At 62.9% G+C, this 25,521-nt stretch carries 28 protein-coding genes; 15 read left to right on the top strand and 13 right to left on the bottom strand.

What is annotated here, in order from left to right:
- Nucleotide 1 precedes the first annotated feature (1 nt).
- From ACP7BY_RS06105 to eno, 3 genes are all read right to left on the bottom strand, one after another.
- Entirely contained in the window at nucleotides 2–1,738 is a 1,737-nt protein-coding gene (locus ACP7BY_RS06105; RefSeq protein ID WP_033965777.1) for a DUF885 domain-containing protein, read from the bottom strand.
- Nucleotides 1,739–2,261: 523 nt separating this feature from the next.
- Complete coding sequence (locus ACP7BY_RS06100; protein WP_052192411.1) at nucleotides 2,262–2,549, bottom strand: FtsB family cell division protein; 288 nt, start codon at nucleotides 2,547–2,549, stop codon at nucleotides 2,262–2,264.
- A gap of 85 nt (nucleotides 2,550–2,634) precedes the next feature.
- Nucleotides 2,635–3,912, bottom strand: a complete 1,278-nt coding sequence (gene eno / locus ACP7BY_RS06095; RefSeq protein WP_033965779.1) for a phosphopyruvate hydratase — start codon at nucleotides 3,910–3,912, stop codon at nucleotides 2,635–2,637.
- A 169-nt stretch (nucleotides 3,913–4,081) separates the two neighbouring features.
- Between eno and ACP7BY_RS06090 the strand changes: the two genes are divergently transcribed.
- From ACP7BY_RS06090 to ACP7BY_RS06070, 5 genes are all read left to right on the top strand, one after another.
- The gene (locus ACP7BY_RS06090) at nucleotides 4,082–4,555 is read left to right on the top strand and encodes a hypothetical protein (RefSeq protein WP_033965780.1); all 474 of its coding nucleotides are present in this window, start codon (nucleotides 4,082–4,084) and stop codon (nucleotides 4,553–4,555) included.
- 20 nt (nucleotides 4,556–4,575) lie between these two features.
- Nucleotides 4,576–4,935, top strand: coding sequence for a phage holin family protein (locus ACP7BY_RS06085; protein ID WP_231565211.1), 360 nt, complete (start codon nucleotides 4,576–4,578; stop codon nucleotides 4,933–4,935).
- Entirely contained in the window at nucleotides 4,932–5,249 is a 318-nt protein-coding gene (locus ACP7BY_RS06080; RefSeq protein ID WP_033965781.1) for a DUF3618 domain-containing protein, read from the top strand. Before ACP7BY_RS06085 ends, ACP7BY_RS06080 begins: the two co-directional genes overlap by 4 nt.
- Complete coding sequence (locus ACP7BY_RS06075; RefSeq protein ID WP_033965782.1) at nucleotides 5,246–5,743, top strand: hypothetical protein; 498 nt, start codon at nucleotides 5,246–5,248, stop codon at nucleotides 5,741–5,743. The genes ACP7BY_RS06080 and ACP7BY_RS06075 overlap by 4 nt, the downstream gene beginning before the upstream one ends.
- An 80-nt stretch (nucleotides 5,744–5,823) precedes the next feature.
- Nucleotides 5,824–6,051, top strand: a complete 228-nt coding sequence (locus ACP7BY_RS06070) for a DUF4170 domain-containing protein (RefSeq protein ID WP_010408192.1) — start codon at nucleotides 5,824–5,826, stop codon at nucleotides 6,049–6,051.
- Between the two features lie 48 nt (nucleotides 6,052–6,099).
- Here the strand turns inward: ACP7BY_RS06070 and greA are convergent, their stop codons facing one another.
- The 3 genes from greA to ACP7BY_RS06055 all read right to left on the bottom strand — a co-directional run bounded on the left by greA (nucleotide 6,100) and on the right by ACP7BY_RS06055 (nucleotide 10,368).
- The gene (greA, locus tag ACP7BY_RS06065; RefSeq protein WP_010408190.1) at nucleotides 6,100–6,576 is read right to left on the bottom strand and encodes a transcription elongation factor GreA; all 477 of its coding nucleotides are present in this window, start codon (nucleotides 6,574–6,576) and stop codon (nucleotides 6,100–6,102) included.
- A gap of 81 nt (nucleotides 6,577–6,657) precedes the next feature.
- Nucleotides 6,658–9,993: a carbamoyl-phosphate synthase large subunit gene (gene carB, locus ACP7BY_RS06060; protein ID WP_137902621.1), complete on the bottom strand. Its 3,336-nt coding sequence runs from the start codon at nucleotides 9,991–9,993 to the stop codon at nucleotides 6,658–6,660.
- Between the two features lie 6 nt (nucleotides 9,994–9,999).
- Nucleotides 10,000–10,368, bottom strand: coding sequence for a hypothetical protein (locus ACP7BY_RS06055; protein ID WP_033965783.1), 369 nt, complete (start codon nucleotides 10,366–10,368; stop codon nucleotides 10,000–10,002).
- 41 nt (nucleotides 10,369–10,409) lie between these two features.
- Here ACP7BY_RS06055 and ACP7BY_RS06050 point away from each other — a divergent pair, with 41 nt between their 5' ends.
- Nucleotides 10,410–10,724: a PIN domain-containing protein gene (locus tag ACP7BY_RS06050; RefSeq protein ID WP_052192412.1), complete on the top strand. Its 315-nt coding sequence runs from the start codon at nucleotides 10,410–10,412 to the stop codon at nucleotides 10,722–10,724.
- Nucleotides 10,725–10,730: 6 nt separating this feature from the next.
- On the opposite strand, the gene ACP7BY_RS06045 is transcribed toward ACP7BY_RS06050, so the two are convergent.
- Genes ACP7BY_RS06045 through carA form a run of 3 tightly spaced genes read right to left on the bottom strand, consistent with a single transcriptional unit; the run spans nucleotide 10,731 to nucleotide 13,234 of the window.
- Nucleotides 10,731–11,090, bottom strand: a complete 360-nt coding sequence (locus ACP7BY_RS06045; RefSeq protein ID WP_137902622.1) for a ribonuclease E inhibitor RraB — start codon at nucleotides 11,088–11,090, stop codon at nucleotides 10,731–10,733.
- 36 nt (nucleotides 11,091–11,126) lie between these two features.
- Nucleotides 11,127–11,960: a ribonuclease E inhibitor RraB gene (locus ACP7BY_RS06040; RefSeq protein ID WP_033965785.1), complete on the bottom strand. Its 834-nt coding sequence runs from the start codon at nucleotides 11,958–11,960 to the stop codon at nucleotides 11,127–11,129.
- Nucleotides 11,957–13,234: a glutamine-hydrolyzing carbamoyl-phosphate synthase small subunit gene (carA, locus tag ACP7BY_RS06035; RefSeq protein ID WP_137902623.1), complete on the bottom strand. Its 1,278-nt coding sequence runs from the start codon at nucleotides 13,232–13,234 to the stop codon at nucleotides 11,957–11,959. The genes ACP7BY_RS06040 and carA overlap by 4 nt, the downstream gene beginning before the upstream one ends.
- A 121-nt stretch (nucleotides 13,235–13,355) precedes the next feature.
- Between carA and ACP7BY_RS06030 the strand changes: the two genes are divergently transcribed.
- The 9 genes from ACP7BY_RS06030 to ACP7BY_RS05990 all read left to right on the top strand — a co-directional run bounded on the left by ACP7BY_RS06030 (nucleotide 13,356) and on the right by ACP7BY_RS05990 (nucleotide 22,723).
- Nucleotides 13,356–13,808 (top strand): GatB/YqeY domain-containing protein, encoded by a 453-nt coding sequence (locus ACP7BY_RS06030; RefSeq protein ID WP_033966082.1) that lies wholly within the window; start codon nucleotides 13,356–13,358, stop codon nucleotides 13,806–13,808.
- Between the two features lie 167 nt (nucleotides 13,809–13,975).
- On the top strand, nucleotides 13,976–14,428 hold the full coding sequence (locus ACP7BY_RS06025; protein ID WP_137902624.1) for a GIY-YIG nuclease family protein: 453 nt from the start codon (nucleotides 13,976–13,978) through the stop codon (nucleotides 14,426–14,428).
- Complete coding sequence (dnaG, locus tag ACP7BY_RS06020; protein WP_033966084.1) at nucleotides 14,425–16,314, top strand: DNA primase; 1,890 nt, start codon at nucleotides 14,425–14,427, stop codon at nucleotides 16,312–16,314. Before ACP7BY_RS06025 ends, dnaG begins: the two co-directional genes overlap by 4 nt.
- Nucleotides 16,314–18,341 (top strand): RNA polymerase sigma factor RpoD, encoded by a 2,028-nt coding sequence (gene rpoD / locus ACP7BY_RS06015; RefSeq protein WP_033966085.1) that lies wholly within the window; start codon nucleotides 16,314–16,316, stop codon nucleotides 18,339–18,341. Before dnaG ends, rpoD begins: the two co-directional genes overlap by 1 nt.
- A 150-nt stretch (nucleotides 18,342–18,491) precedes the next feature.
- Nucleotides 18,492–18,989 (top strand): hypothetical protein, encoded by a 498-nt coding sequence (locus ACP7BY_RS06010; RefSeq protein WP_156143048.1) that lies wholly within the window; start codon nucleotides 18,492–18,494, stop codon nucleotides 18,987–18,989.
- 194 nt (nucleotides 18,990–19,183) lie between these two features.
- Entirely contained in the window at nucleotides 19,184–19,843 is a 660-nt protein-coding gene (locus ACP7BY_RS06005) for a DUF6975 family protein (protein WP_033966086.1), read from the top strand.
- A gap of 72 nt (nucleotides 19,844–19,915) precedes the next feature.
- On the top strand, nucleotides 19,916–20,770 hold the full coding sequence (locus tag ACP7BY_RS06000) for an AAA family ATPase (protein ID WP_033966097.1): 855 nt from the start codon (nucleotides 19,916–19,918) through the stop codon (nucleotides 20,768–20,770).
- 110 nt (nucleotides 20,771–20,880) lie between these two features.
- Entirely contained in the window at nucleotides 20,881–21,435 is a 555-nt protein-coding gene (locus tag ACP7BY_RS05995) for a CHAP domain-containing protein (RefSeq protein WP_137902625.1), read from the top strand.
- Between the two features lie 109 nt (nucleotides 21,436–21,544).
- Nucleotides 21,545–22,723 carry a vWA domain-containing protein gene (locus tag ACP7BY_RS05990; RefSeq protein WP_033966088.1) on the top strand — a complete coding sequence of 393 codons (1,179 nt, stop codon included), beginning with the start codon at nucleotides 21,545–21,547 and terminating at the stop codon, nucleotides 22,721–22,723.
- Between the two features lie 9 nt (nucleotides 22,724–22,732).
- Here the strand turns inward: ACP7BY_RS05990 and ACP7BY_RS05985 are convergent, their stop codons facing one another.
- The 4 genes from ACP7BY_RS05985 to ACP7BY_RS05970 form a co-directional block, all read right to left on the bottom strand.
- Nucleotides 22,733–22,876 (bottom strand): hypothetical protein, encoded by a 144-nt coding sequence (locus tag ACP7BY_RS05985; RefSeq protein ID WP_156143049.1) that lies wholly within the window; start codon nucleotides 22,874–22,876, stop codon nucleotides 22,733–22,735.
- Nucleotides 22,877–23,047: 171 nt separating this feature from the next.
- A complete protein-coding gene (locus ACP7BY_RS05980) occupies nucleotides 23,048–24,244 on the bottom strand; it encodes an exo-beta-N-acetylmuramidase NamZ family protein (RefSeq protein WP_033966090.1) in 1,197 nt (398 codons plus the stop codon).
- Nucleotides 24,241–24,813 carry a DOMON-like domain-containing protein gene (locus ACP7BY_RS05975; RefSeq protein WP_081988787.1) on the bottom strand — a complete coding sequence of 191 codons (573 nt, stop codon included), beginning with the start codon at nucleotides 24,811–24,813 and terminating at the stop codon, nucleotides 24,241–24,243. Before ACP7BY_RS05975 ends, ACP7BY_RS05980 begins: the two co-directional genes overlap by 4 nt.
- Before the next feature lie 46 nt (nucleotides 24,814–24,859).
- On the bottom strand, nucleotides 24,860–25,354 hold the full coding sequence (locus tag ACP7BY_RS05970; protein ID WP_033966091.1) for a hypothetical protein: 495 nt from the start codon (nucleotides 25,352–25,354) through the stop codon (nucleotides 24,860–24,862).
- Nucleotides 25,355–25,521: the final 167 nt, after the last annotated feature.

Below are 25,521 nucleotides of genomic sequence, written 5' to 3'. Positions count from 1 at the left end.
TTCAGAACACCGCCTTGCCGTCGCCGCCCAGCATCGCCTTGCGCACCAGCGGGATCGGCGGCCCGCCATAGCGCAGGAACTGGTCGTGGAACGCCTTCCACCCCGCGCGGCCGCCATGCGTCGCGGTCCAGTCGGTGCGGAGCTTGCGGATCATCAATTTGCCCATCGTGTAATTGAGATAGGCCGGGTCATAGGTGCCGCGCGCCGACTGCTGCTTGGCATTGCCCTCGTCCTGATAGCATTGCTCGACGAACATTTTGCGCGATTGCTCCTGTGTCATGCCCTGGGTGTGCATCCCGATCGCAGAAAGATAGCGGCAATCGCGCAGCAGCGCGTTCGACAATTGTCCGATATGCGTCTCGGCATCGCCCTTGTGGAGCCCGGCTTCCCACATCATTTCCTCGGCATAATGCGCCCAGCCCTCGGCAAAGGCATAGCCGACGAACAGCCGCCCGAAGATGGACGGCGAGGCATTGGCATGGCGGAATTGCAGGAAATGCCCCGGCATCACTTCATGGACCGAGGTGAACAGCAAATCCATCTTGCCGGGAATGAAGCCCTCCTGCTCGGCCTTGCTCCACGCCGGGTCGGGCGGGGAGATGTAGTAAACCGAGGGGATGCCTTTCTCGAACGGCCCGGGCGGATCGATATAAGCGCTGTTCTGCCGGTTATAGGGCGGGCTCTCCTCGACCAAAGCCTGTTCGTTGTCGGGGATCGTCACGATGTCATTGGCGAGCACGAAGGCGCGCAATTCGGGGATCTGCTTGCGCGCCTCGGCGACCGGATCGTTATTGGCAGGCTTGTTCGCGTTCATCTTGGCCATGCAGGCCGGGATCGTGGCACCGGGTGCGAACTGCGCGCACGCCTCTGCGAGCGCCTTCTGGTTGCGCAGCAGATCGGCCTTGCCCGCCGCCTCCAGCGTCGCCAGCGGCACGTCGACGCCCTCGGTCATCTTGATCATGCGCGAGAAGCGGTCGGCCCCCAGCGCAAAGTCCTGCGTCGCCGATCCGCGCTGGCTCTCCACCCATTTGCCGAGATCGTGCATCGCCTTGGACGCGGCCGTCGCGGCCTTGTCGAATTCCTCCTGCAGCGCCGGGCTCTTCACATCGGCAAACGCCTTTTTCGCATCGCCGGTGTAATAATCGCCAAAGCCGTTGAACGCCGCCACGCCGAAATTGACGTAGCTGAGCGGCATCGGCGCCTTGAGGTTGGCTTTGATCTGCGCGGCCGCGTCGGGGATCTTGCGCAGGAAGGTGATCATCGCGCGCATCCGCGTCGGCGCATCGGCATAATGGCGCGCGATATAGACGTTGGGGTCGAGCCCGGCATTCACATACCAGGCCGGGTTGCGGTGCGGCGAATCCGCATCTTCGAGCCAGAACAATTTACCCTGTGCCACCGTCACCAGATAATCGCGTTCGAACGCTTCATCCTGGCTCAGCTTGGCGGTGTCGAAGGCCTTGGCCTTGGTGATTGCCTCGCGGAAAAAGTCGCCCTGTCGTTTCAGGCCACCCGGCGTCCAGTCACCCAGCCCGCCATCGAAATCATGCCGCCCCTGATACACCGCGTCCGCCGGGGAAATCTTGAACCAATCCTCGATGAAGGTGTCGCGGAAGCTCTTCCAGTCGGCTGTGGGCAATGCTGTGAGCGGAGCCATCGTGCCCGTCGGTTCAGCCGACCGCGCAGTACACGACACCAGCGCGAGCCCCGCAATGCCCGCCAGTAACACCTTGCGCATGTTGATCCTTTTGATTCGTGTACGTGCGGAAGCTGACAGCTTGCCGCAACCCGCGCCAGCCCTCCAAGAGGACCCCAGAGAGCATTTTCGTATCAGATTATCCACAGAGTGGAGACCGTTCCGCGCACGCGCCAGCGCGGTGAGCGATCGGCCTCCCGAGATGACGAACCTATTTACAGGTTACAGCAACAGTCCGATCGACCAGAAAGACCCAATCAGCGTCACGACCGCTATCGTTGCCTGGAATATGCCCCAAGCATCCGATCTGCAAAAACCTCCAGGTGCTTTGATTGCCACGCGAATAGCCATCATCCCTCTCCTCGACCGGCGACGTTATGCGTCGCTCGTATCGAAGAGGAGGCTGATCCTGATAATGGAGCCGGTCAAGAGAAATGTACCGGTGGCGCAGGCACCCGATGAAAAGACGACTAGAGAGCATCGCGGCGATATCATTGTGGGCCTTTGCCGCCGTCAACCTGCCACCCGCTCAGTCCCGCAACGGATCACCAAAGGACGGGACTGCTCATTTCTCCAGCGGAACGATCACTTCATCCTGGTGTGCTACCCCCAGATCCTTGCGCGCCAATTCATCGACCAGATCCGGATCGGCATGTTTCGGGTCGAGCAGATCGACCCGGTTCTTCAGCTCGGCGCGCGTCTTGTCGAGCATCGCCAGCTGCTGCTGCTTCACAGCAAGCTGGCGCTCGATATCACCATAGGCCAGCGCCCCATTCGGCCCGAAGATCGCATACCCCCCGAAGAACACGCCGACGATCATCAACGCCGCCGGCGCGATGGCGCGGCGGAGCATGGTGCGGAGGAGAGATGGCTTCTTGATCACGGCCGCGATTCTCGCGCATCGCGACTCGTGGATCAAGCCCGTATTTACTACATTTTTACGCGCGGATGACGGAGCGCCCGGCATATACGCCAGCCCCCTCCAATTCCTCCTCGATACGGATCAACTGGTTGTATTTGGCGAGCCGGTCGGAGCGTGCGAGGCTGCCTGTCTTGATCTGTCCGCAATTGGTCGCGACAGCCAGATCGGCGATCGTGGAGTCCTCGGTCTCGCCCGAGCGATGCGACATCACCGCAGTATAGCCCGCTCGGTTCGCCATCGAAACGGCTTCGAGCGTTTCGGTGAGCGTACCGATCTGGTTCACCTTGACCAGCAGCGAATTGGCATAGCCGCCTTCGATGCCGCGCTTCAGGCGCTTGGGGTTGGTGACGAACAGGTCGTCGCCAACGAGCTGAACCGTGTCGCCGACGAGATCGGTCAGCGCCTTCCAGCCCTCCCAATCGTCTTCGGCCATGCCGTCTTCGATCGAGAAGATCGGATAGCGGCGCGTCAGATCGGCAAGATATTCGGCCATCTCATGGCTCGACAGGCTCTTGCCCTCGCCCGAAATCTCATACTTGCCGTTCTTGTAGAATTCGGTCGCGGCGCAATCGAGCGCCAGCATCACGTCGTCACCGGGGGTGTACCCTGCCGTCTCGATCGAGCGCAGGATGAATTCGATCGCTTCGTTGGTGGACGCAATGTTCGGCGCGAAGCCGCCTTCGTCGCCGACCGAGGTCGCCAGACCCTTTTCGTGCAGCGCCTTCTTCAGCGTGTGGAAAATCTCCGAACCGCAGCGCACCGCCTCGATCATCGAGCTCGCGCCGACCGGCACGATCATGAATTCCTGGAAATCGATCGGATTATCGGCATGTTCGCCGCCATTGATGATGTTCATCATCGGCACCGGCAGCACATGCGCCGCGACGCCGCCGACATAGCGATAGAGCGGCAGCGTGCGCGCATCGGCCGCTGCCTTGGCCACCGCGAGGCTGACGCCGAGGATGGCGTTGGCACCCAGGCGGCTCTTGTTTTCGGTGCCGTCGAGCTCGATCATCGTGTGGTCGATCTCGCGTTGGTCCTCGGCTTCGAAACCGAGCACGGCATCGGCAATCTCGCCGTTCACGGCCTGAACGGCGGCATCGACGCCCTTGCCGCCCCAGCGGCTCTTGTCGCCGTCGCGCTTTTCGACCGCTTCATGCGCGCCGGTCGAGGCCCCCGAAGGCACCGCCGCGCGGCCGAAACTGCCGTCTTCAAGCATTACATCGACCTCCACCGTGGGGTTGCCGCGGCTGTCCAGGATCGTGCGGGCGTGAATGTCGATGATTGCGGTCATGGAACGATCCTTCTAACGGGTCTGAGAGGGTTCGCGCGTGCCTCTATCGGCTAAGTCGAACGCCCGCAATTCGCATGGGGCAACCCTTGCGCATTTGCGGCCGCCGATGGAACCGGGATACGGGCTTGCCGGTTACGTGTTTCAGACACTTCAACGAAGGGCGCTTGTCATGGCTACCACTCCCAACGATACGTCCACCACCATCCACGAGGCGCAAGCCGCCGCAACCGAAACCGCGCAGGAAGCTGCCAAGGCCACGCTCAGCGCGGCGCAATTGTTCAAGGACAGCGCGGCCAAACTCGGCAAGGAAGCCGTCGATCGCGCGAAGACCTATGCCGAGGACGGCAAGGCGCGTGCGGGCGGTGCGCTCGATGAGATCGTCAAGATGATCAACGATGCCGCAGGGACCGTCGATGAAAAGTTGGGCGAGCAATATGGTCAATATGCCCGCACTGCCGCCGACAAGGTCGCTGGTTTTTCGGAAGGGCTGAAGGCCAAGGAACTCGACGACTTGATCGAGGACGCCCGCGGATTCGTGCAGAAAAGCCCGGCGATCGCCATCGGCACTGCGGCCGCGCTCGGCTTCGTGCTGGTGCGGCTGATCCAGTCGGGCCTCGCGGCCGATCACGACGACAAGGCCTGATCCGGCCATACCGGGGGGCAATGATGGACAGGCGTGAAGACCCGATCGAACAGGAGAGCCTTGCCGCTCTCCTGTCGCGTGTCGTCGGCGATGCGGAGCGAGTCGCGCGCGCCGAAATCGAACTGCAGAAGGCAAAAATCGTCGCGAAGATCGACGATGCTCGCAACGCTATCCTGCTCTTGGTCGCGGCGATTGCGATTGGATCGGTCGCGTTGACCGCTTTCGTCGTTGGCGCGTTGCTGGTCCTGGCGCAGATTATCGGCCCGTTGGGCGCGACCGGGGCGGTGGTTGGCGCGCTGGTCGTGCTGTCGGCTCTGTTGGGATGGTTTTCGATGCGGCAGTTCAAGCGTCTGTTCGGCGCGACCGAGGAGCAGGCATGACCGGGCGCGCCATTGGCACTCGGCTGGCATTGGCCCAGGCCCGCGCCGAGCAAGCCCGCGCGCGCCTGTCCGAGACGATCGGAACGTTGCAGCATCGTGCCAGCCCGCAAGCGCTCGCACAGGACATGGCCGAGTCGCTCAAGGCGCGTGGAGTGGAGGCAGTGCTTGGCGCGGTCGACAGCGCCCGGCGTCGCCCGGCGCGCTTCGGTATTGCCGTCGCTGCCATTGGCCTTTTGTTGGCGCGCGGTCCCATCGCACGCACCCTTCGTCGTCGCGCTGCGACTCCCCTTCCCAAGACAGGATCCCGCCCATGACCGATGCCAAACCCGCCAAGCGCGCATCGAAGGCCGTTGCCACCGTTCGCGATGCCGCATCCAAAGCGGTTGCCACCACCACCAGCACAACGCGCGCAGCGACCGAGAAAGCGATTGCCGGGATTGAAGCCAATCCCATCGCCATCCTGAGCGGCGGGATAGCGCTTGGGGCGCTGATCGGCGCTTTCGCACCGCGCAGCGCCGCGGAACGCAAAATTTTAAGGCCGGTCGGCAAGCGTCTGAACGAAACCGCGCGCGGTGCCGTCGATGCCGCCCGCGACACCGCCAGGGCAGAGTTCGACGTGCTGGGCCTGTCGCGCGACGCGGCGCGGGATCAGGTCGGCAAGCTGCTGGGTGGCGTTATCAAGGCGCTGGCCACTGCCGGCACTGCGGCGCTCGCGGCACGGGCTGTCGCCAGCCAGGCACAGCCGGAGCAGGCTCCCCCGCCCGCCCCGACCCGGCGTAAGCCGAAAAAGGCAGTTTCGGGCGAATAAACCTGCTGCGAACGGTTCCCGAACGCGCGTCTCGCTCCTAAGACGAGCGAGAAACCCACGCTTTTTCGGGAATGTGATTTATGAGCAAACTCCACCTCGTCTTCGGCGGCCGCGTCAGCGATCCGCGCGGGCTCGATTTCGATGATCTCGGCTCGATCGATATCGTGGGCGTGTTCCCGGATTATGCCAGCGCCGAAAAGGCCTGGCGCGCCGCGGCACAGCGCACGGTCGATGATGCCGAGATGAAATATGTGGTGGTGCATCTGCACCGCCTGCTGCAGCCAGATTTGCTCGCGCCGGGCGCGTGAAGGCTACGCCCCTCTCCCGCAATGGGAGAGGGGCGTCACGCAGCGTTTTTAGATGAACTCGATTTTCGAGACGACATAGTAGCGATCGCCCGACGGGACGGTCACTTCCACCTCGTCCTCAAGCTTGCGCCCGATGAGCGCGCGGCCGAGCGGCGAGTTATACGAGATGCGACCGCCCTTGGCGTCGGCCTCGGTCTGGCCAACAATCTGATATTTGATCGGCTTATCGTCTTCGTCGAGCAGCGTAACCGTTGCCCCGAACACGACCTTGTCGCCCGACAGGTCCCGCGGATCGATGACCTGGGCGCGCGAAAGCTTATCCTCGATGTCGCTGATCGAGGCTTCGATCTGGCCCTGACGCTCCTTGGCCGCATGGTATTCGGCGTTTTCCGACAAATCGCCATGCGCACGCGCTTCCTCGATCGCGTCGACGATCGTCGGACGCTCCGCCTTAAGCCGTTTCAGGTCCGCAGTGAGCCGCTCATAGCCCTCTTGCAGCATCGGCATCTTTTCGACGGTAGCCATCCCTCTTCGTCCTTCGTCTTCAAAATTCCCCGGTTGGCCGACCCTGCTGGGCCTGCCCGCACGTTGTTCTCATGTGGGGAATTAGGTGTGCGAGTGCGAATAATAGGATTGCAAAGGCCTGACTTCAAGGCTGCGCGTCGAAAGGGCGACAATCGCCAGTGCTGCCTCGACACTGGCGGGGGCTGTCGTGAAGTACGGGATCTTCAACGCCAAGGCCGATCCGCGGATCGGCGAGCTGTCCTTCAGGCTCTGCCAGCCCTCGGTGGTATTGAAGATCAGATCGATCCCGCCATCCTTGATCCGGTCGACGATATGCGGCCGACCCTGCGCGACCTTGTTGACGCGTTCGACCGCGACACCGTGTGCGGCCAGGTAATCCGCCGTACCACCCGTCGCGACGATGGTGAAGCCATGCGCGGCAAGCGCGCGCACGCCCGGCAGGATCACCGGCTTGTCGCCATCTTTCACGCTGACGAACAAGGCTCCGCTCTTGGGCAGGACAGTGCCCGCGCCCAATTGCGACTTGGCAAAGGCGAGCGTGAAATCGGGATCGATCCCCATCACCTCGCCCGTGCTCTTCATTTCCGGCGACAAGACCGGATCGACGCCGGGGAAGCGGTTGAACGGGAACACCGCTTCCTTGACTGCAAAATAGTCGATGTGGCGATCGACCTTGGGCAAGTCCGCCAGCTTCTCGCCCGCCATCACCCGCGCGGCGATCTTGGCGATCGGCGCACCGATCGCCTTGGCCACAAACGGCACCGTGCGCGAGGCGCGCGGATTGACCTCGATGAGATAGACGAGGCCGTCCTTCACCGCGAACTGGATGTTCATCAATCCGACGACCGACAGCGCCTTGGCCAGCGCGACTGTCTGGCGCTCGATCTCGGCGATGATCGCGTCCGAGAGCGAATAAGGCGGGATCGAGCAGGCGCTGTCGCCCGAATGGACGCCGGCTTCCTCGATATGCTGGAGGACGCCCGCCACCGTTACGTCGGTGCCGTCCGAGATCGCATCGACATCGACCTCGATCGCGTCGCGCAGATATTGGTCGATCAGAACCGGGGATTCGCCAGACACTTGCACGGCTGTCTGAATATATTCCTCAAGCTGCGCGCGCCCGTCGACGATCTCCATCGCGCGGCCGCCGAGCACATAGCTCGGGCGCATCAGCACAGGATAGCCGATACGCTCGGCGGCAACGATCGCCTCTTCGCGGCTGCGCGCCAGGCCGTTGGCGGGTTGCAACAGCCCAAGCTTGTTGACGAGGGCGGCGAACCGCTCGCGGTCCTCGGCCAGGTCAATCGCATCGGGGCTGGTGCCAAGGATCGGGATTCCAGCATCCTGCAGCGCCTGCGCGAGGTTGAGCGGGGTTTGGCCACCAAACTGCACGATCACGCCCGCCAGCGTGCCGTTCTGCTGCTCGACATGCAGGATCTCGAGCACGTCTTCGGCGGTCAGCGGTTCGAAATACAACCGGTCGCTGGTGTCGTAGTCGGTCGACACCGTCTCCGGGTTGCAATTGACCATGATCGTTTCGAAGCCGACATCCGCCAGCGCGAAACAGGCGTGGCAGCAGCAATAGTCGAACTCGATCCCCTGCCCGATCCGGTTGGGACCACCGCCAAGGATGACGACCTTCTTCCGATCGGTCGGCTGGCTCTCGCATTCGGGCTCGCCGAAGCTGGGCGCTTCGTAGGTCGAATACATATAGGGCGTCTTGGCGTTGAACTCGGCGGCACAGGTATCGATCCGCTTGAACACAGGCCGCACGCCGAGCCGGTGGCGCAACGCGCGCACTTCCTGCTCGGTCACGCCACCCGTCATCGCGACGACGGCGTCATGCACCAGGCCCGACCCGCGCGCGACGCCGCGATCCATGCCTTCGCGCAGATTGGCGGATTTGAGCGCGAGATAGGCAAGCCGTTTGTCGCTGAAGCCCATCGCCTTCAGGCGGCGCATCCCCGCCGCCTCGATCGGCAGGCCATTCCGGCACACGTCTTCCTCGGCCGCGACGATTTCGGCGATCCGTTCCAGGAACCACGGATCGTATTTGGCAAGCGCATGAACCTCAGCGACGGTAAAGCCCTCGCGCAAAGCCTGTGCGGCGACCAGCAGCCGGTCGGGCGTGGCGACGGCCAGCGCAGCCTCAATCTCAGCGCGCGGCGCGCCGACCAGGCGGTCGACCATGTTGAAGCCGGACAGCCCCGTCTCCAACCCGCGCAGCGCCTTCTGCATCGATTCATGGATGTTGCGGCCGATCGCCATCACTTCGCCGACCGACTTCATCGCGGTCGACAGCACGGCCTCGGCCCCCTTGAACTTTTCAAAGGCGAAACGCGGGATTTTGGTGACGACATAATCGATCGTCGGTTCGAACGACGCCGGGGTCGCGCCGGTGATGTCGTTCATGATCTCGTCGAGCGTATAGCCCACCGCCAGCTTGGCAGCGACCTTGGCGATCGGAAAGCCGGTCGCCTTGGAGGCGAGCGCCGAGGAACGCGACACGCGCGGGTTCATCTCGATCACGATCAGACGGCCGTCCTTGGGGTTGACCGCGAACTGCACGTTCGAGCCGCCCGTCTCGACGCCGATCTCGCGCAGGCACGCGATGCTCGCGTTGCGCATGATCTGATATTCCTTGTCGGTCAGCGTCAGCGCGGGCGCGACGGTGATCGAGTCGCCGGTATGGACGCCCATCGGATCGATATTCTCGATCGAGCAGATGATGATGGCATTGTCGGCGCGGTCGCGCACGACTTCCATCTCATATTCCTTCCAGCCGATCAGCGATTCCTCGATCAGCACCTCGGTGGTCGGCGACAGATCGAGCCCGCGCCGCACGATCTCCAGAAATTCCTCGCGATTATAGGCGATGCCACCGCCCGACCCGCCCATCGTAAAGCTCGGGCGGATGATCGCGGGCAGCCCGGTGCGTTCGAGCCCGGCGAGCGCCTCTTCAACGGTGTGGGCGATTGCCGAACGCGCGCTTTCCAGCCCGATCTTGGTCATCGCGTCGCGGAATTTCAGCCGGTCCTCGGCCTTGTCGATGGCTTCCGCATCGGCACCGATCATCTCGACGCCATATTTCGCCAGCGTGCCGTCGTTGAACAGCGCCAGCGCGGTGTTAAGCGCGGTCTGCCCGCCCATTGTCGGCAGAATCGCGTCGGGGCGCTCCTTTTCGATGATCTTGGCGACGATCTCTGGCGTGATCGGCTCGACATAGGTCGCATCGGCCAGCTCGGGATCGGTCATGATCGTCGCCGGGTTCGAATTGACCAGGACGATGCGATAGCCATCCTCCTTCAGCGCCTTGATCGCCTGCGTGCCCGAATAATCGAACTCGCACGCCTGGCCGATGACGATCGGCCCCGCGCCGATGACGAGGATGGAGGAAATGTCGGTGCGCTTGGGCATTGGTCTTCAGGCCGCTTTCGGGTTAAATAATTGCATTGCAATCAGGGGAGACGCGATATGGGCAGTATCACCATTCGCAACGTCGATGACGAGATCAAGTGCGGCGCGCGGTTGGCTGCCGCGCGACATGGTCGATCCATGTAAGCGGAGATCAAGGCTCTCCTCGAACGAACCTACCGCTCGCCCGAAGACGAACGTGCCGAACGGATCAGAGCGATGTCCGGCACCGAGTTTGTGGCGCATCTTGTGGCCGTTGCGAACGGCGCGACCCTCGACATCCCGGATAGGGAGCATGAAGAAATCGCGTTTCCCGATCTGTGATTCTAGTCGACACAAATGTTTGGAGCGCGCTGAATCGCCCCGCTTCGCATCCATAGGTATCGATCTGGTTTGCGGCAAACGCGCCGCAGGATTGGTTGTCGACGATCGTGATTGCCGAGATCCGTTCTGGCATAGAGAACCCGACAACCGCCGAGCGACGGCCAGCCCTGGAGCGCTGGCTCGCCGATATCGAATTGGCTCACGCAGGTCGCACGCTATCGTTCGATTCGGCAGCAACGCATATTTTGGGGACGCTGGTGGCTCGGCGCAAATTGCAAAAGCAGGAAACAAAGCTGCTCGACCTCCAGATTGCCGCGCAAGCGATGGCACACAATTGCCCCGTGGCGACGCGCAACGTGAAGGATTTTGCCTGGACCGGAGTCGCCCCGATCGATCCGTGGCGGGCGTGACGCCTGTCATTCTGCGCCATCTTCCGCGGTGCAGCCCCAGCCGTCATATTCCACGTCGTAGATCAGCTCGATCTGCAGGCATTTGAGCGTGAGCGCGCGGATCGCGTCGTCATCCGACGTCTGCTCGCGGCCGAGGAACAGGCTGATCTCGCCGTCCTCATCCTCTTCGCGCTCGATCACCTCAAAGCCCAGTTCCTCGGCATCCTCTTCCAGCCGGTCGAGCGCGGGCTCGCTGCCGCGAAAGCTGACATCGACCGCACGGACGATCTCGGGACGGTCGCCATTCTCCCGCAGGCTGGCGAGCACGTCCTTGTCAGCGGCCCATTCCTCTTCGAGGCGCACGGGGGAGACTTCTGGGAGGGTCATAGGGTGGCCTCTTGAGTGGTGATGCGCTTTGGCATTTTAGTTTTTCTTGGCCCCGAACAGTTTGCTCAACAGGGACTTTGGCTTATCGCCAACTGGATCGACCAGATCAGGTACCGGGCGGACGACAAACGTTTCCCAGCCATCGTACACAACGTCGTGGCGTTCTGCCGCTCTTACCAAGATAGGCGTGAGTTCCAGAAACGTCGAAAAATCTACCGGCATTTCACGTGTCAGAACCACTCCAGTCGGATCGTCGAGCCAGTGATCGACACCGTACCCCCAAGCTTCCAACTCTACCGCCAACGGATTCAGTCGGTCCTTTGGTCCGTAGAACCAGAAGTCCGTTTTCCTGCTGCTAAGGCCCGTGTCGCCGTTCTTCTCAAGATTGGAGATTACACTTCGGTCCCCGTTCAACTGTAGTTCGACCACCGTCGGAGTCACGAGACCGATCAATTTCGCGCGGTCGCTTGGTATCGTTGCTGCCAGCGAATACCCCGCTATATCAAATCGTTCGAGAATTGCGTCCCACTCAATCGGTGCGGCATGGGCGAACACGATACGACGCTCACCACCTCCGGTCACGCTGGCAACGTGAAAAGCCCCGGAATCCAGCAAAGTCAGTTCAGCAGCCAATCCCTCTTCAACCGCATAGATACGATCGCTGTGTTGCGGCATGCCGGCTTCGTTGACCAAGGTTGGGTCAGCTTGACAGTGAACGACGGTCACCAGAGCATCGCGAAGCGCATCCTCCACCAAAGAGTTTCCGGTGCGCGCTAAAATCACGAGCGGCTGTCCTTCGCCGGAAAGTCGATCGAACAGCATCCAAGTGTCAGCGTCGCCACCAACAGATTGATCGATCGGCGACGTCACTCCAACATCCCCACAAACTTCTCGAACAGATACAGGCTGTCCTGCGGGCCGGGGCTCGCTTCGGGGTGATATTGCACGCTGAAAGCGGGGCGGTCGGTGAGTTCGATGCCCGCATTGGAACCATCGAACAGCGAGACGTGGGTTTCGCGCGCCGTGGCGGGCAGCGAGTCCCGCTCGACCGCGAAGCCGTGGTTCATCGAGGTGATCTCGACCGCGCCATCGCTGAGGCGCTGCACCGGATGGTTGGCGCCGCGATGCCCCTGGAACATCTTGGTGGTGGTCGCGCCGACCGCGAGCGCGAGCAATTGGTGGCCAAGGCAAATGCCGAACAGTGGCAGCCCCGTGTCGAGCAATTGCTGGATCACCGGTACGGCATAGAAACCCGTCGCGGCGGGATCGCCCGGGCCGTTCGACAGGAAGATGCCATCGGGGGCGAGCGCCATAACCTCGTCAAAGCTCGCGGTGGCGGGCACGACCGAGACATCGGCACCGGCGGCGGCGAGGTTGCGGAAGATGTTGCGCTTGGAGCCGTAATCGATCGCGACGACGTGGGGTCTTTTCTCAAGCCCCTCCCCTTCAGGGGAGGGGTTGGGGTGGGGCAGTTCAGCAGACGCGCCGCCCGCTTGCGGCACGGCCCCACCCCCAGCCCCTCCCCTGAAGGGGAGGGGAGCGGAGGTGTCATAGCCTTCGCCCAGCCGCCATATGCCGCCAGCCCAACCATAATGCGTGTTGGTCGTCACCGCGATCGCCAGGTCCATGCCTTCGAGGCCCGGCCACGCTTGCGCCATGGCGAGCAAGGCGGGAATGTCGAACACGCCGTCGGCGGAGTGCGCGATCACCGCATTGGGCGCGCCGCCGCTACGGATTCGGCGGGTGAGCGCGCGCGTGTCGACGCCCGACAGGCCGATTCGCTTGTGCTTGGCCATCCAGGCATCGAGTCGCTCGACGCTGCGGAAATTGCTGGGGCCGGTCACATCCTCGCGCACGATCATGCCGAGCGCGTGGGGATCATCCGCCTCGACGTCATCGGCATTGGCGCCGACATTGCCGATATGCGGGAAGGTGAAGGTGATCATTTGCCCGGCAAAGCTCGGGTCGGTCATGATTTCCTGGTAACCGGTCATCGCGGTGTGGAAACAGACTTCGCCGACCGCGACCCCTTCCGCGCCGAATCCGCGGCCCCACACCACCTCCCCGGTTGCCAGCACCAGAACGCCGGTGGCGCCTTGGGGAGCGATGCTGTTGGACGCAGGCAGAGGTTTGGCGTCGGCCATTGCGGCGGGCACTCCATGAAAAAATTGTCGATGTCGCTAAGCGGCGGGGACTAGGTGCGCGGGGGCGATGCGTCAATCGTATAAAGCCGCTATACCCGCCGACCACCGAAAAGGACGTTCAATGATTCGTGACGACATCAAGGCCGCGCTCATCACCGCGATGAAGGGCGGCGACAAAGCGGGCACCGCGACGCTGCGCCTCGTGCAATCCGCGATCAAGAACCGCGACATCGAGGCGCGTACCGGCAAGGCCCCCGATGATGACGATGCGCTGGTGGTGGAAGTGCTGCAGAAGATGGTCAAGCAGCGCCGCGAATCGATCGAGATGTTCGTGAAGGGCGGCCGCCAGGAGCTGGCCGACGCCGAAGCCGCCGAAGTCGCGGTGATCGAGACCTTCCTGCCGACGCAGATGGACGAAGCGGCGACGGCGGCCGCGATCGAGGCGATCAAGGCCGAGCTGGGTGCGACGGGCATGAAGGACATGGGCCGCGTGATGGCCGAACTGAAAGCGCGCCACGCGACCACGCTCGACATGAGCAAGGCGAGTGCTGCGGTGAAGGCGGCGCTGGCGTAATGCACGAGGGCGCGGCCTTTCTGCCTCCCCTCCCGCTTGCGGGAGGGGCTGGGGGAGAGAAAGCCCCTTCCCCCCAACCGTTCGTTTCGAGCGAAGTCGAGAAACCTGGCACCCGCCCCCACATGTGACCGCTCGACTCGACCGGAGTCGCTGATGCACACTGCCCCATGGCATTTTGGACCTACATGCTACGATGCTCCGACGGTGCTTATTACACCGGCCATACCGATAACCTCGATCGCCGAATCGGCGAGCACCAGACCGGCGGGCATTGCGATTTCACCTCGCGGCGAATGCCGGTGACGCTTGTGTGGAGCGAGAATTTTCCGAGCCGGATCGAAGCGCTGGAAGCCGAGCGCATCGTGGGCGGCTGGTCGCGGGCGAAGAAGGAAGCGTTGATCGCCGGAGATTGGTCGATGGTGTCGCACTTTGCGCGCCCACCAATGGAGCGTTCGGCCCGCCCGCTCGCGGTCAAACCTTGCCTTGCCCCCTCCCCGTTCGTTTCGAGCGAAGTTGGGAAACCTGCGGTGGTGCCGGGTTTCTCGACTTCGCTCGAAACGAACGGTTTGGTGGATGTTCCCGCCCACAAGCACGCGGGAGGGGAAGAAAAGATCGCATGACCCTCTCCCCGCAATTCCTTGATGAACTGCGCGCGCGGACGTTGCTGTCGGGGCTGATCGGCAAGACGACCAAGCTGCAAAAGGCCGGGCGCGAGTGGCGCGCGTGCTGCCCGTTCCACAATGAGAAGACACCCAGCTTTTACGTCAATGACGACAAGGGCTTCTACCATTGCTTCGGCTGCTCGGCGCATGGCGATGCGATCCGCTGGATGACCGATCAGCGCGGCCTGCCCTTCATGGATGCGGTGAAGGAGCTGGCGCAGGCGGCGGGGATGGAGATGCCCGCGATGGACCCGCGCGCGGCGGAGAAGGCTGAGGCGGCCAAGGGGCTGCATGAAGCCTGCGCCGATGCCGCCACCTGGTTCACCGAGCAACTGAACGGCCTGCCCGGCGCGACCGCGCGCGAGGTGCTGGCCAAGCGCGGGATCAAGGCGGAGACCGCGCGCGCCTTTGGCTTGGGCTTTGCGCCCGATTCGCGCGGTGGGTTGAAGGCGGCGCTGAAGGGCTATGGCGAGCCGTTGCTGGTCGAGGCGGGGCTGTTGATCCAGGTCGAGGACAAGGCGCCCTATGACCGCTTTCGCGGGCGGCTGATGATCCCGATTCGCGATCCGCGCGGGCGCACCGTGGCGTTTGGTGGGCGCATCATTGGCGATGGCGAGCCCAAATATCTGAACTCGCCCGAAACCCCGCTCTTCGACAAGGGGCGCACGCTCTACAATCTCGACAAGGCCGCGCCCGCCACGCGCAAGACCGGGCGCGTGCTGGTGGTCGAGGGCTATATGGACGTGATCGCGCTGGCGCAGGCGGGGTTTGGCGAGGCGGTCGCCCCGCTTGGCACCGCGCTGACCGAGGCGCAGCTCGAGCGGCTGTGGCGGCTGGCCGAGGTGCCGATCCTGTGTTTCGACGGCGATGGCGCGGGGCAAAAGGCGGCTCTGCGCGCCGCGCACCGCGCGCTGCCGTTGCTCGCCCCGGGCCGCAGCCTCGCCTTTGTCACGCTGCCGCAGGGTCAGGACCCGGACGATATGGTCCGCCAGAAGGGCCCCGCCGCGTTCGAGGCACTGCTCAAGACCGCCGAACCGCTGGTCGACCGATTATGGTCGAGCGAACTCGCCGCCGAACCCCTCACCACGCCCGAGCAGAAAGCGGGGCTGAAGCAGCGCCTGAAGGAGCGCGCGGAGAGCATCGCCGATCCCGGCGTGCGCACCGAATATCTGGCGGAATTCCGTCGCCGCTTCGACGCGCTCTATGCGCAGCAGCGCGCGGCGTTCGTGCCGCTCGCGCCGTTTACGCCGCGTCGCGGTGGCGCACGCAAGCCCGGACAGCCATGGAAGGCCCCGCCCGGCCCGGTCGGTGCCGGGGCCAAGCGCCTGCAACAGCATGGCATTGACGGTGTGTTGACCAAACCCGTGCTGGCGGGGCTATTACTGCATCCGAGCGAAATCTGTCGGCATATGGGGGAGTTGGGTCGGCTGCATTTGACCGATCCCGCCCTCGCCCATCTGCTCGATGCGATGATTGATTCGGCCGTCGAACATCAGGCGCTTGATAGTGAGCACCTTCTTACCATATTGGCTGCATCTGGATTTGATATAATCGCGCAAGATTTGCTGCGGGCCGACCAACTCTCGTGTTCGTTTACGCAAAAGGACGCCGACCCCGCCAGGGCACGCGAGGACCTCGACGAGGCGATCGCGATCCTGGTGACTCGGCCGGAAGTGGATGCGGCTTTGGCCGAGGCGACGGCGACGATGCAGGCGAAGTATTCGGATGAAGCATATGAGCGGCAAGTGTCGCTTGTGAATGAACAACAGGCTTTGAACGCGCGACTTGCCAATCTGGTGCAGTCGAACGAAGACGCCAGAGCTTTTAGTACTGAGGGCAATTGATGGCGAAGACGGATATGGCGGACGTGGCGGACACCACCGAGGGTAGCGACGCACCGCTGATCGATTTGAACGACGCGTCGATCAAGAAGGTGATCGCCCGCGCGAAAAAGCGTGGCTACATCACCTACGAGCAACTCAACGAAGCTCTGCCCCAGGGCGAGATGTCGTCGGATCAGATCGAGGACATCAGCGCCGCGCTCAGCGAAATGGGCATCAACATCGTCGAGAATGACGAGCAGGGCGAAGAAGGCGACGAAGCCACCAAGTCCGAGGACGATGACGACGCCGAACCCGTCGACGCTTCCGAAGACCTTGGGCCTGCGCTCGACGTCAAGAAAAAGGAGGTCATCGATCGCACCGATGACCCGGTGCGGATGTACCTGCGCGAAATGGGCGCGGTCGAGCTGCTCAGCCGCGAGGGCGAAATCGCCATCGCCAAGCGGATCGAGGCCGGTCGCGACACGATGATCCTCGGCCTGTGCGAATCACCCATCACCTTCAACGCGATCATCGCCTGGTCGACCGCGCTTAACGAAGGCACGATGCAGCTGCGCGAGATCATGGATCTCGACGCGATGCTGTCGAAGGACCCCGCCCCGGAAGCGCTGGCCGAAGCCGAAGAGGGCGATGGCGAGATTTCCGAAAAGAATGCAGGCCCGTCGTTCAAGGAAGAGGCCGAGCCCGAAGAGCCGTCAGTTGACGAGGATGAGGATGGCGAGCGCCGCACGCCGCGCGCCTCCGACGATGAGGAAGAGGACAACACCCTTAGCCTCGCGCAGATGGAAGAGCAGCTCAAGCCGATCGCGCTGGAACGCTTTGCCAACATCACTGCGCTGTACAAGAAATTCTCCAAGATCCAGCAGGCCCGGCTCGACGCGATGGCGGGCGGCGGCGAACTGTCGAGCAGCGACGAGAAGAAATATCACAAGCTGCGCGAGGAACTGACCGCCGAGGTCGAGAGCGTCCAGTTCCACAATGCCAAGATCGAATATCTGGTCGACCAGCTTTATGCCTTCAACCGGCGCCTGACCGCGCTGGGCGGGCAGATGCTGCGCCTCGCCGAGCGCCACAAGGTGTCGCGCAAGGACTTCCTCGATCGCTATATCGGCCATGAGCTGGACGAGCAGTTCCTGCCCTCGGTCGCCAAGCTCGACAAGAAATGGACCGCCTTCGTCACCAACGAAAGCGAAGCCGCCGATCGCATCCGCATGGAAATTTCGGACATCAGCCAGGCCACGGGCATGGCGCTGACCGAGTTCCGCCGCATCGTCAACATGGTGCAGAAGGGTGAACGCGAGGCGCGCATCGCGAAGAAAGAGATGGTCGAGGCCAATCTCCGCCTCGTGATCTCGATCGCCAAGAAATACACCAATCGCGGCCTGCAATTCCTGGATCTCATCCAGGAGGGCAATATCGGCCTGATGAAGGCGGTGGATAAGTTCGAATATCGCCGCGGCTACAAGTTCAGCACCTATGCGACCTGGTGGATCCGCCAGGCAATCACCCGCTCGATTGCCGATCAGGCGCGCACCATCCGTATCCCAGTGCACATGATCGAGACGATCAACAAGCTGGTGCGCACCAGCCGTCAGTTCCTCCACGAGCAGGGCCGCGAGCCGACGCCCGAGGAAATGGCCGAGCGCCTCTCCATGCCTTTGGAGAAGGTCCGCAAGGTGATGAAGATCGCCAAGGAGCCGATCTCCCTCGAAACGCCGATCGGCGACGAGGAAGACAGCCATCTCGGCGACTTCATCGAGGACAAGAACGCGATCATCCCGGTCGACGCGGCGATCCAGGCGAACCTCAAGGAAACCGTTACGCGGGTTCTGGCCAGCCTCACCCCGCGAGAAGAGCGTGTGTTGCGCATGCGCTTCGGCATCGGCATGAACACCGATCACACGCTGGAAGAAGTCGGCCAGCAATTCTCGGTCACGCGTGAACGCATCCGCCAGATCGAGGCCAAGGCGCTGCGCAAGCTGAAGCACCCGAGCCGCAGCCGCAAGATGCGCAGCTTCCTCGATCAGTAAGCCAAGGGCCCGGCGGCGCAGGTACGTCGCCGGGCTTTGCTATCGCACGCCGTCCAAATTGCTCCGTTTCGGAGGCGAGCTGTGACGTAGCGGCGAGCGTTGCGTACATTGGGGCGTATGTCGTCCCTCACCGCACCCGCTGCCGAACACATGGTTACTGCATCCGATTTGGTGCGACATTTCGGCTTGTGGCAGGAACGCGCGTCACGCGCGCCGATCTATATTCTGCACCGCGGTCGGCCGCGTCTCGTTCTCGTTTCGGTCGAGACAATGAACGCCTTATGCGCGATCCCGTCGGATCCACCGGACCGCGCCTTTCTCTCCGCCGAAGCGATCACCGCAACACAACTGCTCGACAATGTCCGCGATATCGTCTTGCTTGCAGACCGCGAGACCACGATTTTGGCATCCAGCCGGACTGCGCGCGCACATTTCGGGCAAATCGTCACGCCCGGCGCGCCCGTCGACACGATCACCCCGCCGCCATCCCGCGCGCTTCTTGCCGGGGCAATGCGGCGGGTTGGCAATTCGGGCATTGGAGAAAGCCTGACACTCCCGTCCGCCGCCCGCGCTGGCCGTATGCTGGCGCTCAGGATCGAACCGATCGGCGACGGCACCGGCATCTTTGCCGAAGATGTCACGCCCTAGCCGGTGCCGGACCTGCCGCGTCGCCCTCTCGCCGCGATGGTCGGAGCGCAGGGCGCTGCAAAAGCTGGTTGAGACACCCTTAATCGCAACTACACCAGGTCTTTACGCCCTTCGGTATAACCCTTGCCGCACTGCTTGCCCGACGGGCGCAATCCGGCGGCACTGCCGGCAGATATAGGGACGATTCGAAGATCATGGTGATCGCATCGATACAGGTGAAGACAGGGGGCTATGCGGGCAGCATTGCGGCTCTGGCGACAAGCGACGGATGTGCTGGCCACGCGATCGTCCGCCGTTTGACACAGGCCGCAGTCGTCGGCCGCGATCTCGCCGATGCTGTCCATGCCCTATGCGCCGTTCACGGACGCCTGACCAATCTGTTCGAGGAGGCGAATCGTCGCCCCGTACCCGATCTCGACAATCGCTGGCTTGCGGAAGCGACGGACGCCTTTGGCGTTGAACGGGCTAATCTTGCGCGCCTAACCGCTGCCGTCGGCCCCCTACCCTCCACGCCGGGCCAGGCGGAAAGCGATGCTGCGTTTGCAGCCCAGCGCCATGCCTTCGATATGCTGGCGCGCTCTGACCGCTCGGGATGTTCCGTAGGAGCGGCCATGGCGTTGGTAATCGACTGGCACGCCTTTCGCGCTGTTCTCGACGCGGCCGCGCTCCGCACCGGCGGCACCATCGTGCCCTGTGTCCTGCCCAGTGCCTCGACGATTACGATGCTCGCAACCGATGCCATCCCCGCACCCGTCCGCCGCGCGATCGCCTTCGGCGCTCAGCAGACTTTCGCCCAGCATCGTGGGCTGTGCGATTTGATCGAGGCCCGCGCAAGCGCACGCGACAAGCTATAGCCACCGCTTGCGCGTGAGGGGCGTTTCCCTCTATCGCCGTACCCGGTATTCAAATGAAACGGGATGCAAGCGATGAAGCGCTTCGACGGTACGCAAGGCTATGTCGCAACCGATGACCTGAAAGTCGCGGTCAACGCGGCCGTTACGCTCCGCCGTCCCTTGCTGGTAAAGGGCGAACCCGGCACCGGCAAAACCGTCCTCGCATATGAAATCGCCAAGGCACTCGATACCGAATTGATCGAGTGGAACATCAAGTCCACCACCAAGGCGCAGCAGGGCCTGTACGAATATGACGCGGTGGCGCGCCTGCGCGACGGGCAATTGGGCGACGAGCGCGTCCACGATATCGGCAATTACATCCGCCGTGGCAAATTGTGGGAGGCGTTCACCCGGCCCAAGCCGCCGGTGCTGCTGATCGACGAGATCGACAAGGCCGACATCGAATTCCCCAACGATCTGTTGCAGGAACTCGATCGTATGGAATTCCATGTCTACGAAACGCGGGAAACCATCCGCGCGGTCGAGCGCCCGATCGTCATCATCACCAGCAATAACGAAAAAGAGCTGCCCGACGCCTTCCTGCGCCGTTGCTTCTTTCACTACATCAAATTCCCCGATCGCGAGACGATGCAGGCCATCGTCGATGTCCACTTCCCCGGCATCCAGAAGATCCTGGTCAACCGGGCGATGGACATTTTCTACGATGTGCGCGACGTGCCCGGCCTGAAGAAGAAGCCGAGCACCAGCGAATTGCTCGATTGGCTGAAATTGCTGCTGCACGAGGACATGCCGCTCGACGTGTTGCAAAACCGCGATCCGACCAAGGCGATCCCGCCGCTGCACGGTGCCCTGCTCAAGAACGAGCAGGATGTGATGCTGTTCGAACGCCTCGCCTTCATGGCCAAGCGGCAGCAGAATAAGGGATAGCGCGCGCGCCCCCGTTTCCGCCAAAACAGCTCAATTTCAACGTGGTAAACGCGGCATAAAGCCTGTAACGATACGCTCTTGCGGGGGTGCAGCCAGTATTGGGTGCATGTATGCGTTGCGTCGTTGTTTCTCTTGCGTTGGTATTCGCCCCACCGGCGATGGCCGCTGCCGCGCCATCCTTGCTCGATTATGTAGGCGAGTGCGTTCCCTTTGCGCGTGCCGCTTCCGGCATCCAGATTTATGGCGACGCCTGGACATGGTGGGGTCAGGCCGCCGGGCGCTATCGGCGCGGCGATACGCCGCGCCCCGGCGCGGTCATCGTTTTCGCGCGCAGCGCGCGACTCCCGCTCGGCCATGTCGCGGTGATCAGCCGAGTCGTCGACCATCGCGTCGTCATGGTCACCCACGCCAATTGGTCGCGCCAGAACGGCGAACGCGGCCACGCCGAGCAGGATGTGACGCTGACCGACGCCTCGCCGTATAATGACTGGAGCGCGGTGAAGGTGTGGTATCGTGACCGGGACGGACTCGGCAGCACCATCTATCCGACCTACGGCTTCATTTACGGCATACCGGAAAGCCATGGTCCACGCGCGCGGACCGCGGCGGAATTGACCGGGCGCAGTCCAGACTATGTCGGTGCCCTGATCGACGCCTATCGGTAACGCTGCCCGTGCTTGCAGGAGCGCACCGCACCGGGCATGTTGCAGGCAACGGGGCATCTGGCCCCTGCCCTGGCCTCTCCCCGGATGCGGGAGGGGGAAGAGATGTGCCATGTTTCTCGATTTCCTCGACGCACTGCGCGCCGCCGGCATCCCGGCCAGCCTCAAAGAGCATTTGCTGCTGCTGGAGGCGCTCGACGCCGAGGTGATCGATCGCACGCCTGAGGATTTCTATTACCTGTCGCGCGCGGTGTATGTGAAGGATGAAGGCCTGCTCGACCGCTTCGATCAGGTCTTTGCCAAGGTGTTCCGGGGCGTTGCCACGACCTTCGGCCAAAGCCCGGCGGAAATCCCGGCTGACTGGTTGAAAGCGGTCGCCGAGAAATATCTGACGCCCGAAGAGATGGCCAAGATCGAATCGCTCGGATCGTGGGACGAGATCATGGAGACGCTCAAGAAGCGGCTCGACGAGCAGCAGGAGCGCCACCAGGGCGGCAATAAGTGGATCGGCACCGGCGGCACCTCGCCTTATGGCAATTCGGGCTACAATCCGGAGGGCGTCCGCATCGGCGGCGAGTCGACGCACAAGCGCGCGCTGAAAGTGTGGGACCAGCGCGACTTCAAGAACCTCGACAACACGCGCGAACTGGGCACGCGCAACATCAAGATTGCGCTGCGCCGCCTGCGCAAATTCGCGCGCGAGGGGGCCGCCGACGAACTCGACATTGATGCGACGATCGCGGGAACGGCGCGGCAGGGCTGGCTCGACGTGGTGATGCGCGCGGAACGCCGCAATGCGGTGAAGCTGCTGCTGTTCCTTGACGTGGGCGGATCGATGGACCCGTGGGTGAAGCTGTGCGAGGAATTGTTCTCGGCGGCGACGAGCGAGTTCAAGAATCTGGAATTTTTCTACTTCCACAATTGCCCGTATGAAGGCGTGTGGAAGGATAATATGCGCCGCTTTTCCGAGCGCACCCCGATGTGGGACGTGCTCCACAAATTCGGCCATGATTACAAACTGGTGTTCGTCGGCGATGCCTCGATGAGCCCCTATGAGATCACCCATCCGGGCGGCTCGGTCGAGCATTTCAACGAGGAATCGGGTGCTGTGTGGATGCAGCGGCTGACCAATACCTATCCGGCGGCGGTGTGGCTGAACCCGATCCCCGAACAGCAATGGGGCTATTCGCAAAGCCTGCGCATCCTCCGCGAATTGATGAACGAGCGTATGTACCCGCTGACGCTGGCGGGCCTCGACGAGGCGATGCGGGAATTGACGCGGAAGCGGTAAGCCGGGGCTTTACACCGGCATCGCCTGTAGCTTTTGCAGATAGGTTTCGATCAGAACGAGGCGACGTTTCCGTGCTTCCTCGGTAACCGCCCGGGCGACCGCGAGTCGCTCCGCCGTAACGCGACGCATGTAGAAGTGGCGATCGGATTCCACGACGTCCCATCCTTCCGGAGATAAGCGATCCGACAAGGCCCCCGCCTGCCGCGAATCGTATAAAAGCGTCATGACGGGATTGGCGATGTTGCACCACAGCAACAGGTTGGTGGAATCCCTGAGTCGTTGCGCGAGCGCGACGAAATGAGTGACCGTGTCGCGAAGGCGGTCTCAGTAGCGCAGATATGGCTGCCGAATCTGCTCCCAGGCCTCCTCATCCGCCGCCGCCAACACGTTGAGATCGGCCGGAGTCGCGGTCGCGTCATCTGTCCACAAGCGCAAGCCCGGTCCCCCGTTGATGACGTCGATCGGCAATTTGCCGAAAGCGTATTCGTAGGGGAAATCGCGCCACAGATCATAGTCCGGGTACAAGGCTCGGATCGCCTTGAACGCCAGCGCCTGTACCCGCCAGGGGCGGAATGCCGCGTGATCGTAAGACGGCCCCTCGGCATGGATCTGCACGCCATTGCACAGCGTCTTCACATGCTTGTGAAAGGTCGGTTCGAACCAGATGTCGCGCAAGCGCGCGCCGGCGAGCCAATCGGGTGCCAGGCGGCGCATTTCGGCGACGACCGCGCGCGCATCAATGTCAGGCGCGCCGAACAGTTCGAGCGGGCGTGTGGTGCCGCGCCCCTCGGACAAAGTGGTGCCCTCCAGCATCACCGTGCCGGGATACGCGCGCGCCATCATGACATTGGGGGCATTGGGACTGGGGTTGATCCACACGCGATCGGTCGGCCAGCCGAAGCCGGGGGCGGCGTCGGGCTGCCAGCCTTCCATTTCGATCACCCGATACTCGACATCGAGTTTCAGCAGATCGATGAACCAATGGCCGAGTTCGCCCATCGTCAGCCCGTGGCGCATCGGCATCGGCCCCGCGCCGACGAAACTCTCCCAGCCGGGCAACAGCGTCAGCCCCTCGACCGGGCGGCCGACGGGATTGGGGCGATCGAGCACCCATACCGCCTTGTGGTGCTCGGCAGCCGCCTCCAGCACGTAGCGCAGCGTGGTGATGAAGGTGTAGATGCGCGTGCCGAGATCCTGCAGATCGACCAGCATCACGTCGAACGTGCCCATCGATTGCCCGGTGGGCCTGCGGACTTCACCGTAAAGGCTGAACACCGGCATGCCGTAAGTCGGATCGGTGAAGTCGGGCGACTCCTCCATATTGTCCTGCAGATCGCCGCGCACGCCATGCTGCGGGCCGAACATCGCGGTGACGTTCAGCCCCGCCGCGATCAGCGCGTCGACCGAATGCGTCAGGTCGCGCGTGACGGAAGCCGGGTGGGCGAGCAAGGCGATGCGCTTGCCCTCCAGTGGCTTGCGCAAAGCGGGGTCGGCGAGGAGGCGATCGATACCGAAGTTCATGCGTGCTCAGGTGCCGGGAGGGTCGCGATAAAGCAATCCCGGTTGTGGAAATCGGGCGGGCCGGGCGCGTGGGCAAGCGCCCAATAGGATTTGGTGCCGTCGGTTTCCTCGATGACGGCGGTCAGGCCGAGATCAAACGGTTCGCCTGGGAGATCGGAAAGAGGCTGCTCGACCTCGACCAGATAATCGGAGGTGTCGTCGCCGCGATCGACGAGCGGCGGGCTGGACAAAGGCAGATCACGCCCGCCCGCGCGGTGCGCATCGAAGCGGTACGCCGCCCATTGGGTCGAAGGCGAATAGTTGAACTCGACATAGGCCTCCGTCCCCGGCAACCCCAGAAACATCTCGCCACACGTCGTTTTCCATAAGTCATCCCTACGCGTTGAGGTCGCCCAATCAGGGAGCGCGACATGGTCATTGCCGTGGACGATGAAGGTGAGCAGCAGCGCACCCTCGCGCACGACGATCCGAACGCGCACTGCCTCGACCTTGGCCGGCGGCGTGTCGGGGTGCGGTACCAGCTCATATTCCTGCATCAGCGCGTCCTTGGTGATGGCGGAAGACCGCAAGTCGCGTTCTTTGCGGTTGCATGATCTGGTCTTGCCCGCCGATCCTTCAACACCGCCGCTCCTTCCTGTTCCATGCCGGGATCACCCGCAGTCGGCGTTTGCCCCAATAGCTCAGATCCATCGAGATCCTGACTGGCATGCCTGTGTGCGTGTAGATGATCTGGTCGCCACGATCACCGCTGCCTGTGTTGCAGCTTCGCCAGCCCTGCTTTTCCAGCACATCGGTGATCTTATAGACGGCATATTGGTCCTGATCGTGCCACACCGTCACCTGGTCGAAGCCGCCGCTGCCGTCGTTGCCGGTCAGGTCCACCGCAGCCTCATAGGGGCCCGTACCATCGATCATCACGCCGTGGCGGCGGCAGCGCAGGCTGCCCCAATCGGGTGTGACGCAATCGGTGAAGCCCGCGCGGCGGGCATCCGCCATGCTGCCGCTGACCGGAAGCCCGGCGAACATCACGCGCGGCGGTGGCGGTCTGGAGCTTTGCGCGCCGCATCCCGCGAGCAGCAGGAACGCCAGGCAGGGTGCGGATCGTGCCATGAACGGGAACCTTGGCGGTACGGTGTACCGGTTAAACGAGAGGCGAAACCAAGACGATAAAAGCGACCGTCGCGATGGCATAGCCATGAATCACCCGGCGAAGGAAAGGCGCCAGGCAGCGCCCAAGCGGCAATCGCTGGAAAAATCCCGCGACTGCGCTTATGTGC

Origin of the sequence: Sphingomonas sp. PSPC2-2, from assembly GCF_049897725.1 — a bacterium.
Lineage (GTDB): Bacteria > Pseudomonadota > Alphaproteobacteria > Sphingomonadales > Sphingomonadaceae > Sphingomonas.
The sequence above is the reverse complement of the archived record's forward strand: the minus strand, read 5'-3'. Positions and strand labels throughout refer to the sequence as shown.

Excerpts from the sequence above, each read along its gene's own strand:
- ACP7BY_RS06105 (WP_033965777.1), bottom strand. The coding sequence starts at position 1,738 with ATGCGCAAGGTGTTACTGGCGGGCATTGCGGGGCTCGCGCTGGTGTCG.
- ACP7BY_RS06100 (WP_052192411.1), bottom strand. The coding sequence starts at position 2,549 with ATGCTCCGCCGCGCCATCGCGCCGGCGGCGTTGATGATCGTCGGCGTG.
- eno (WP_033965779.1), bottom strand. The coding sequence starts at position 3,912 with ATGACCGCAATCATCGACATTCACGCCCGCACGATCCTGGACAGCCGC.
- ACP7BY_RS06090 (WP_033965780.1), top strand. The coding sequence starts at position 4,082 with ATGGCTACCACTCCCAACGATACGTCCACCACCATCCACGAGGCGCAA.
- ACP7BY_RS06085 (WP_231565211.1), top strand. The coding sequence starts at position 4,576 with ATGATGGACAGGCGTGAAGACCCGATCGAACAGGAGAGCCTTGCCGCT.
- ACP7BY_RS06080 (WP_033965781.1), top strand. The coding sequence starts at position 4,932 with ATGACCGGGCGCGCCATTGGCACTCGGCTGGCATTGGCCCAGGCCCGC.
- ACP7BY_RS06075 (WP_033965782.1), top strand. The coding sequence starts at position 5,246 with ATGACCGATGCCAAACCCGCCAAGCGCGCATCGAAGGCCGTTGCCACC.
- ACP7BY_RS06070 (WP_010408192.1), top strand. The coding sequence starts at position 5,824 with ATGAGCAAACTCCACCTCGTCTTCGGCGGCCGCGTCAGCGATCCGCGC.
- greA (WP_010408190.1), bottom strand. The coding sequence starts at position 6,576 with ATGGCTACCGTCGAAAAGATGCCGATGCTGCAAGAGGGCTATGAGCGG.
- carB (WP_137902621.1), bottom strand. The coding sequence starts at position 9,993 with ATGCCCAAGCGCACCGACATTTCCTCCATCCTCGTCATCGGCGCGGGG.
- ACP7BY_RS06055 (WP_033965783.1), bottom strand. The coding sequence starts at position 10,368 with ATGGATGCGAAGCGGGGCGATTCAGCGCGCTCCAAACATTTGTGTCGA.
- ACP7BY_RS06045 (WP_137902622.1), bottom strand. The coding sequence starts at position 11,090 with ATGACCCTCCCAGAAGTCTCCCCCGTGCGCCTCGAAGAGGAATGGGCC.
- carA (WP_137902623.1), bottom strand. The coding sequence starts at position 13,234 with ATGGCCGACGCCAAACCTCTGCCTGCGTCCAACAGCATCGCTCCCCAA.
- ACP7BY_RS06030 (WP_033966082.1), top strand. The coding sequence starts at position 13,356 with ATGATTCGTGACGACATCAAGGCCGCGCTCATCACCGCGATGAAGGGC.
- ACP7BY_RS06025 (WP_137902624.1), top strand. The coding sequence starts at position 13,976 with ATGGCATTTTGGACCTACATGCTACGATGCTCCGACGGTGCTTATTAC.
- dnaG (WP_033966084.1), top strand. The coding sequence starts at position 14,425 with ATGACCCTCTCCCCGCAATTCCTTGATGAACTGCGCGCGCGGACGTTG.
- rpoD (WP_033966085.1), top strand. The coding sequence starts at position 16,314 with ATGGCGAAGACGGATATGGCGGACGTGGCGGACACCACCGAGGGTAGC.
- ACP7BY_RS06010 (WP_156143048.1), top strand. The coding sequence starts at position 18,492 with ATGGTTACTGCATCCGATTTGGTGCGACATTTCGGCTTGTGGCAGGAA.
- ACP7BY_RS06005 (WP_033966086.1), top strand. The coding sequence starts at position 19,184 with ATGGTGATCGCATCGATACAGGTGAAGACAGGGGGCTATGCGGGCAGC.
- ACP7BY_RS06000 (WP_033966097.1), top strand. The coding sequence starts at position 19,916 with ATGAAGCGCTTCGACGGTACGCAAGGCTATGTCGCAACCGATGACCTG.
- ACP7BY_RS05995 (WP_137902625.1), top strand. The coding sequence starts at position 20,881 with ATGCGTTGCGTCGTTGTTTCTCTTGCGTTGGTATTCGCCCCACCGGCG.
- ACP7BY_RS05990 (WP_033966088.1), top strand. The coding sequence starts at position 21,545 with ATGTTTCTCGATTTCCTCGACGCACTGCGCGCCGCCGGCATCCCGGCC.
- ACP7BY_RS05980 (WP_033966090.1), bottom strand. The coding sequence starts at position 24,244 with ATGAACTTCGGTATCGATCGCCTCCTCGCCGACCCCGCTTTGCGCAAG.
- ACP7BY_RS05970 (WP_033966091.1), bottom strand. The coding sequence starts at position 25,354 with ATGGCACGATCCGCACCCTGCCTGGCGTTCCTGCTGCTCGCGGGATGC.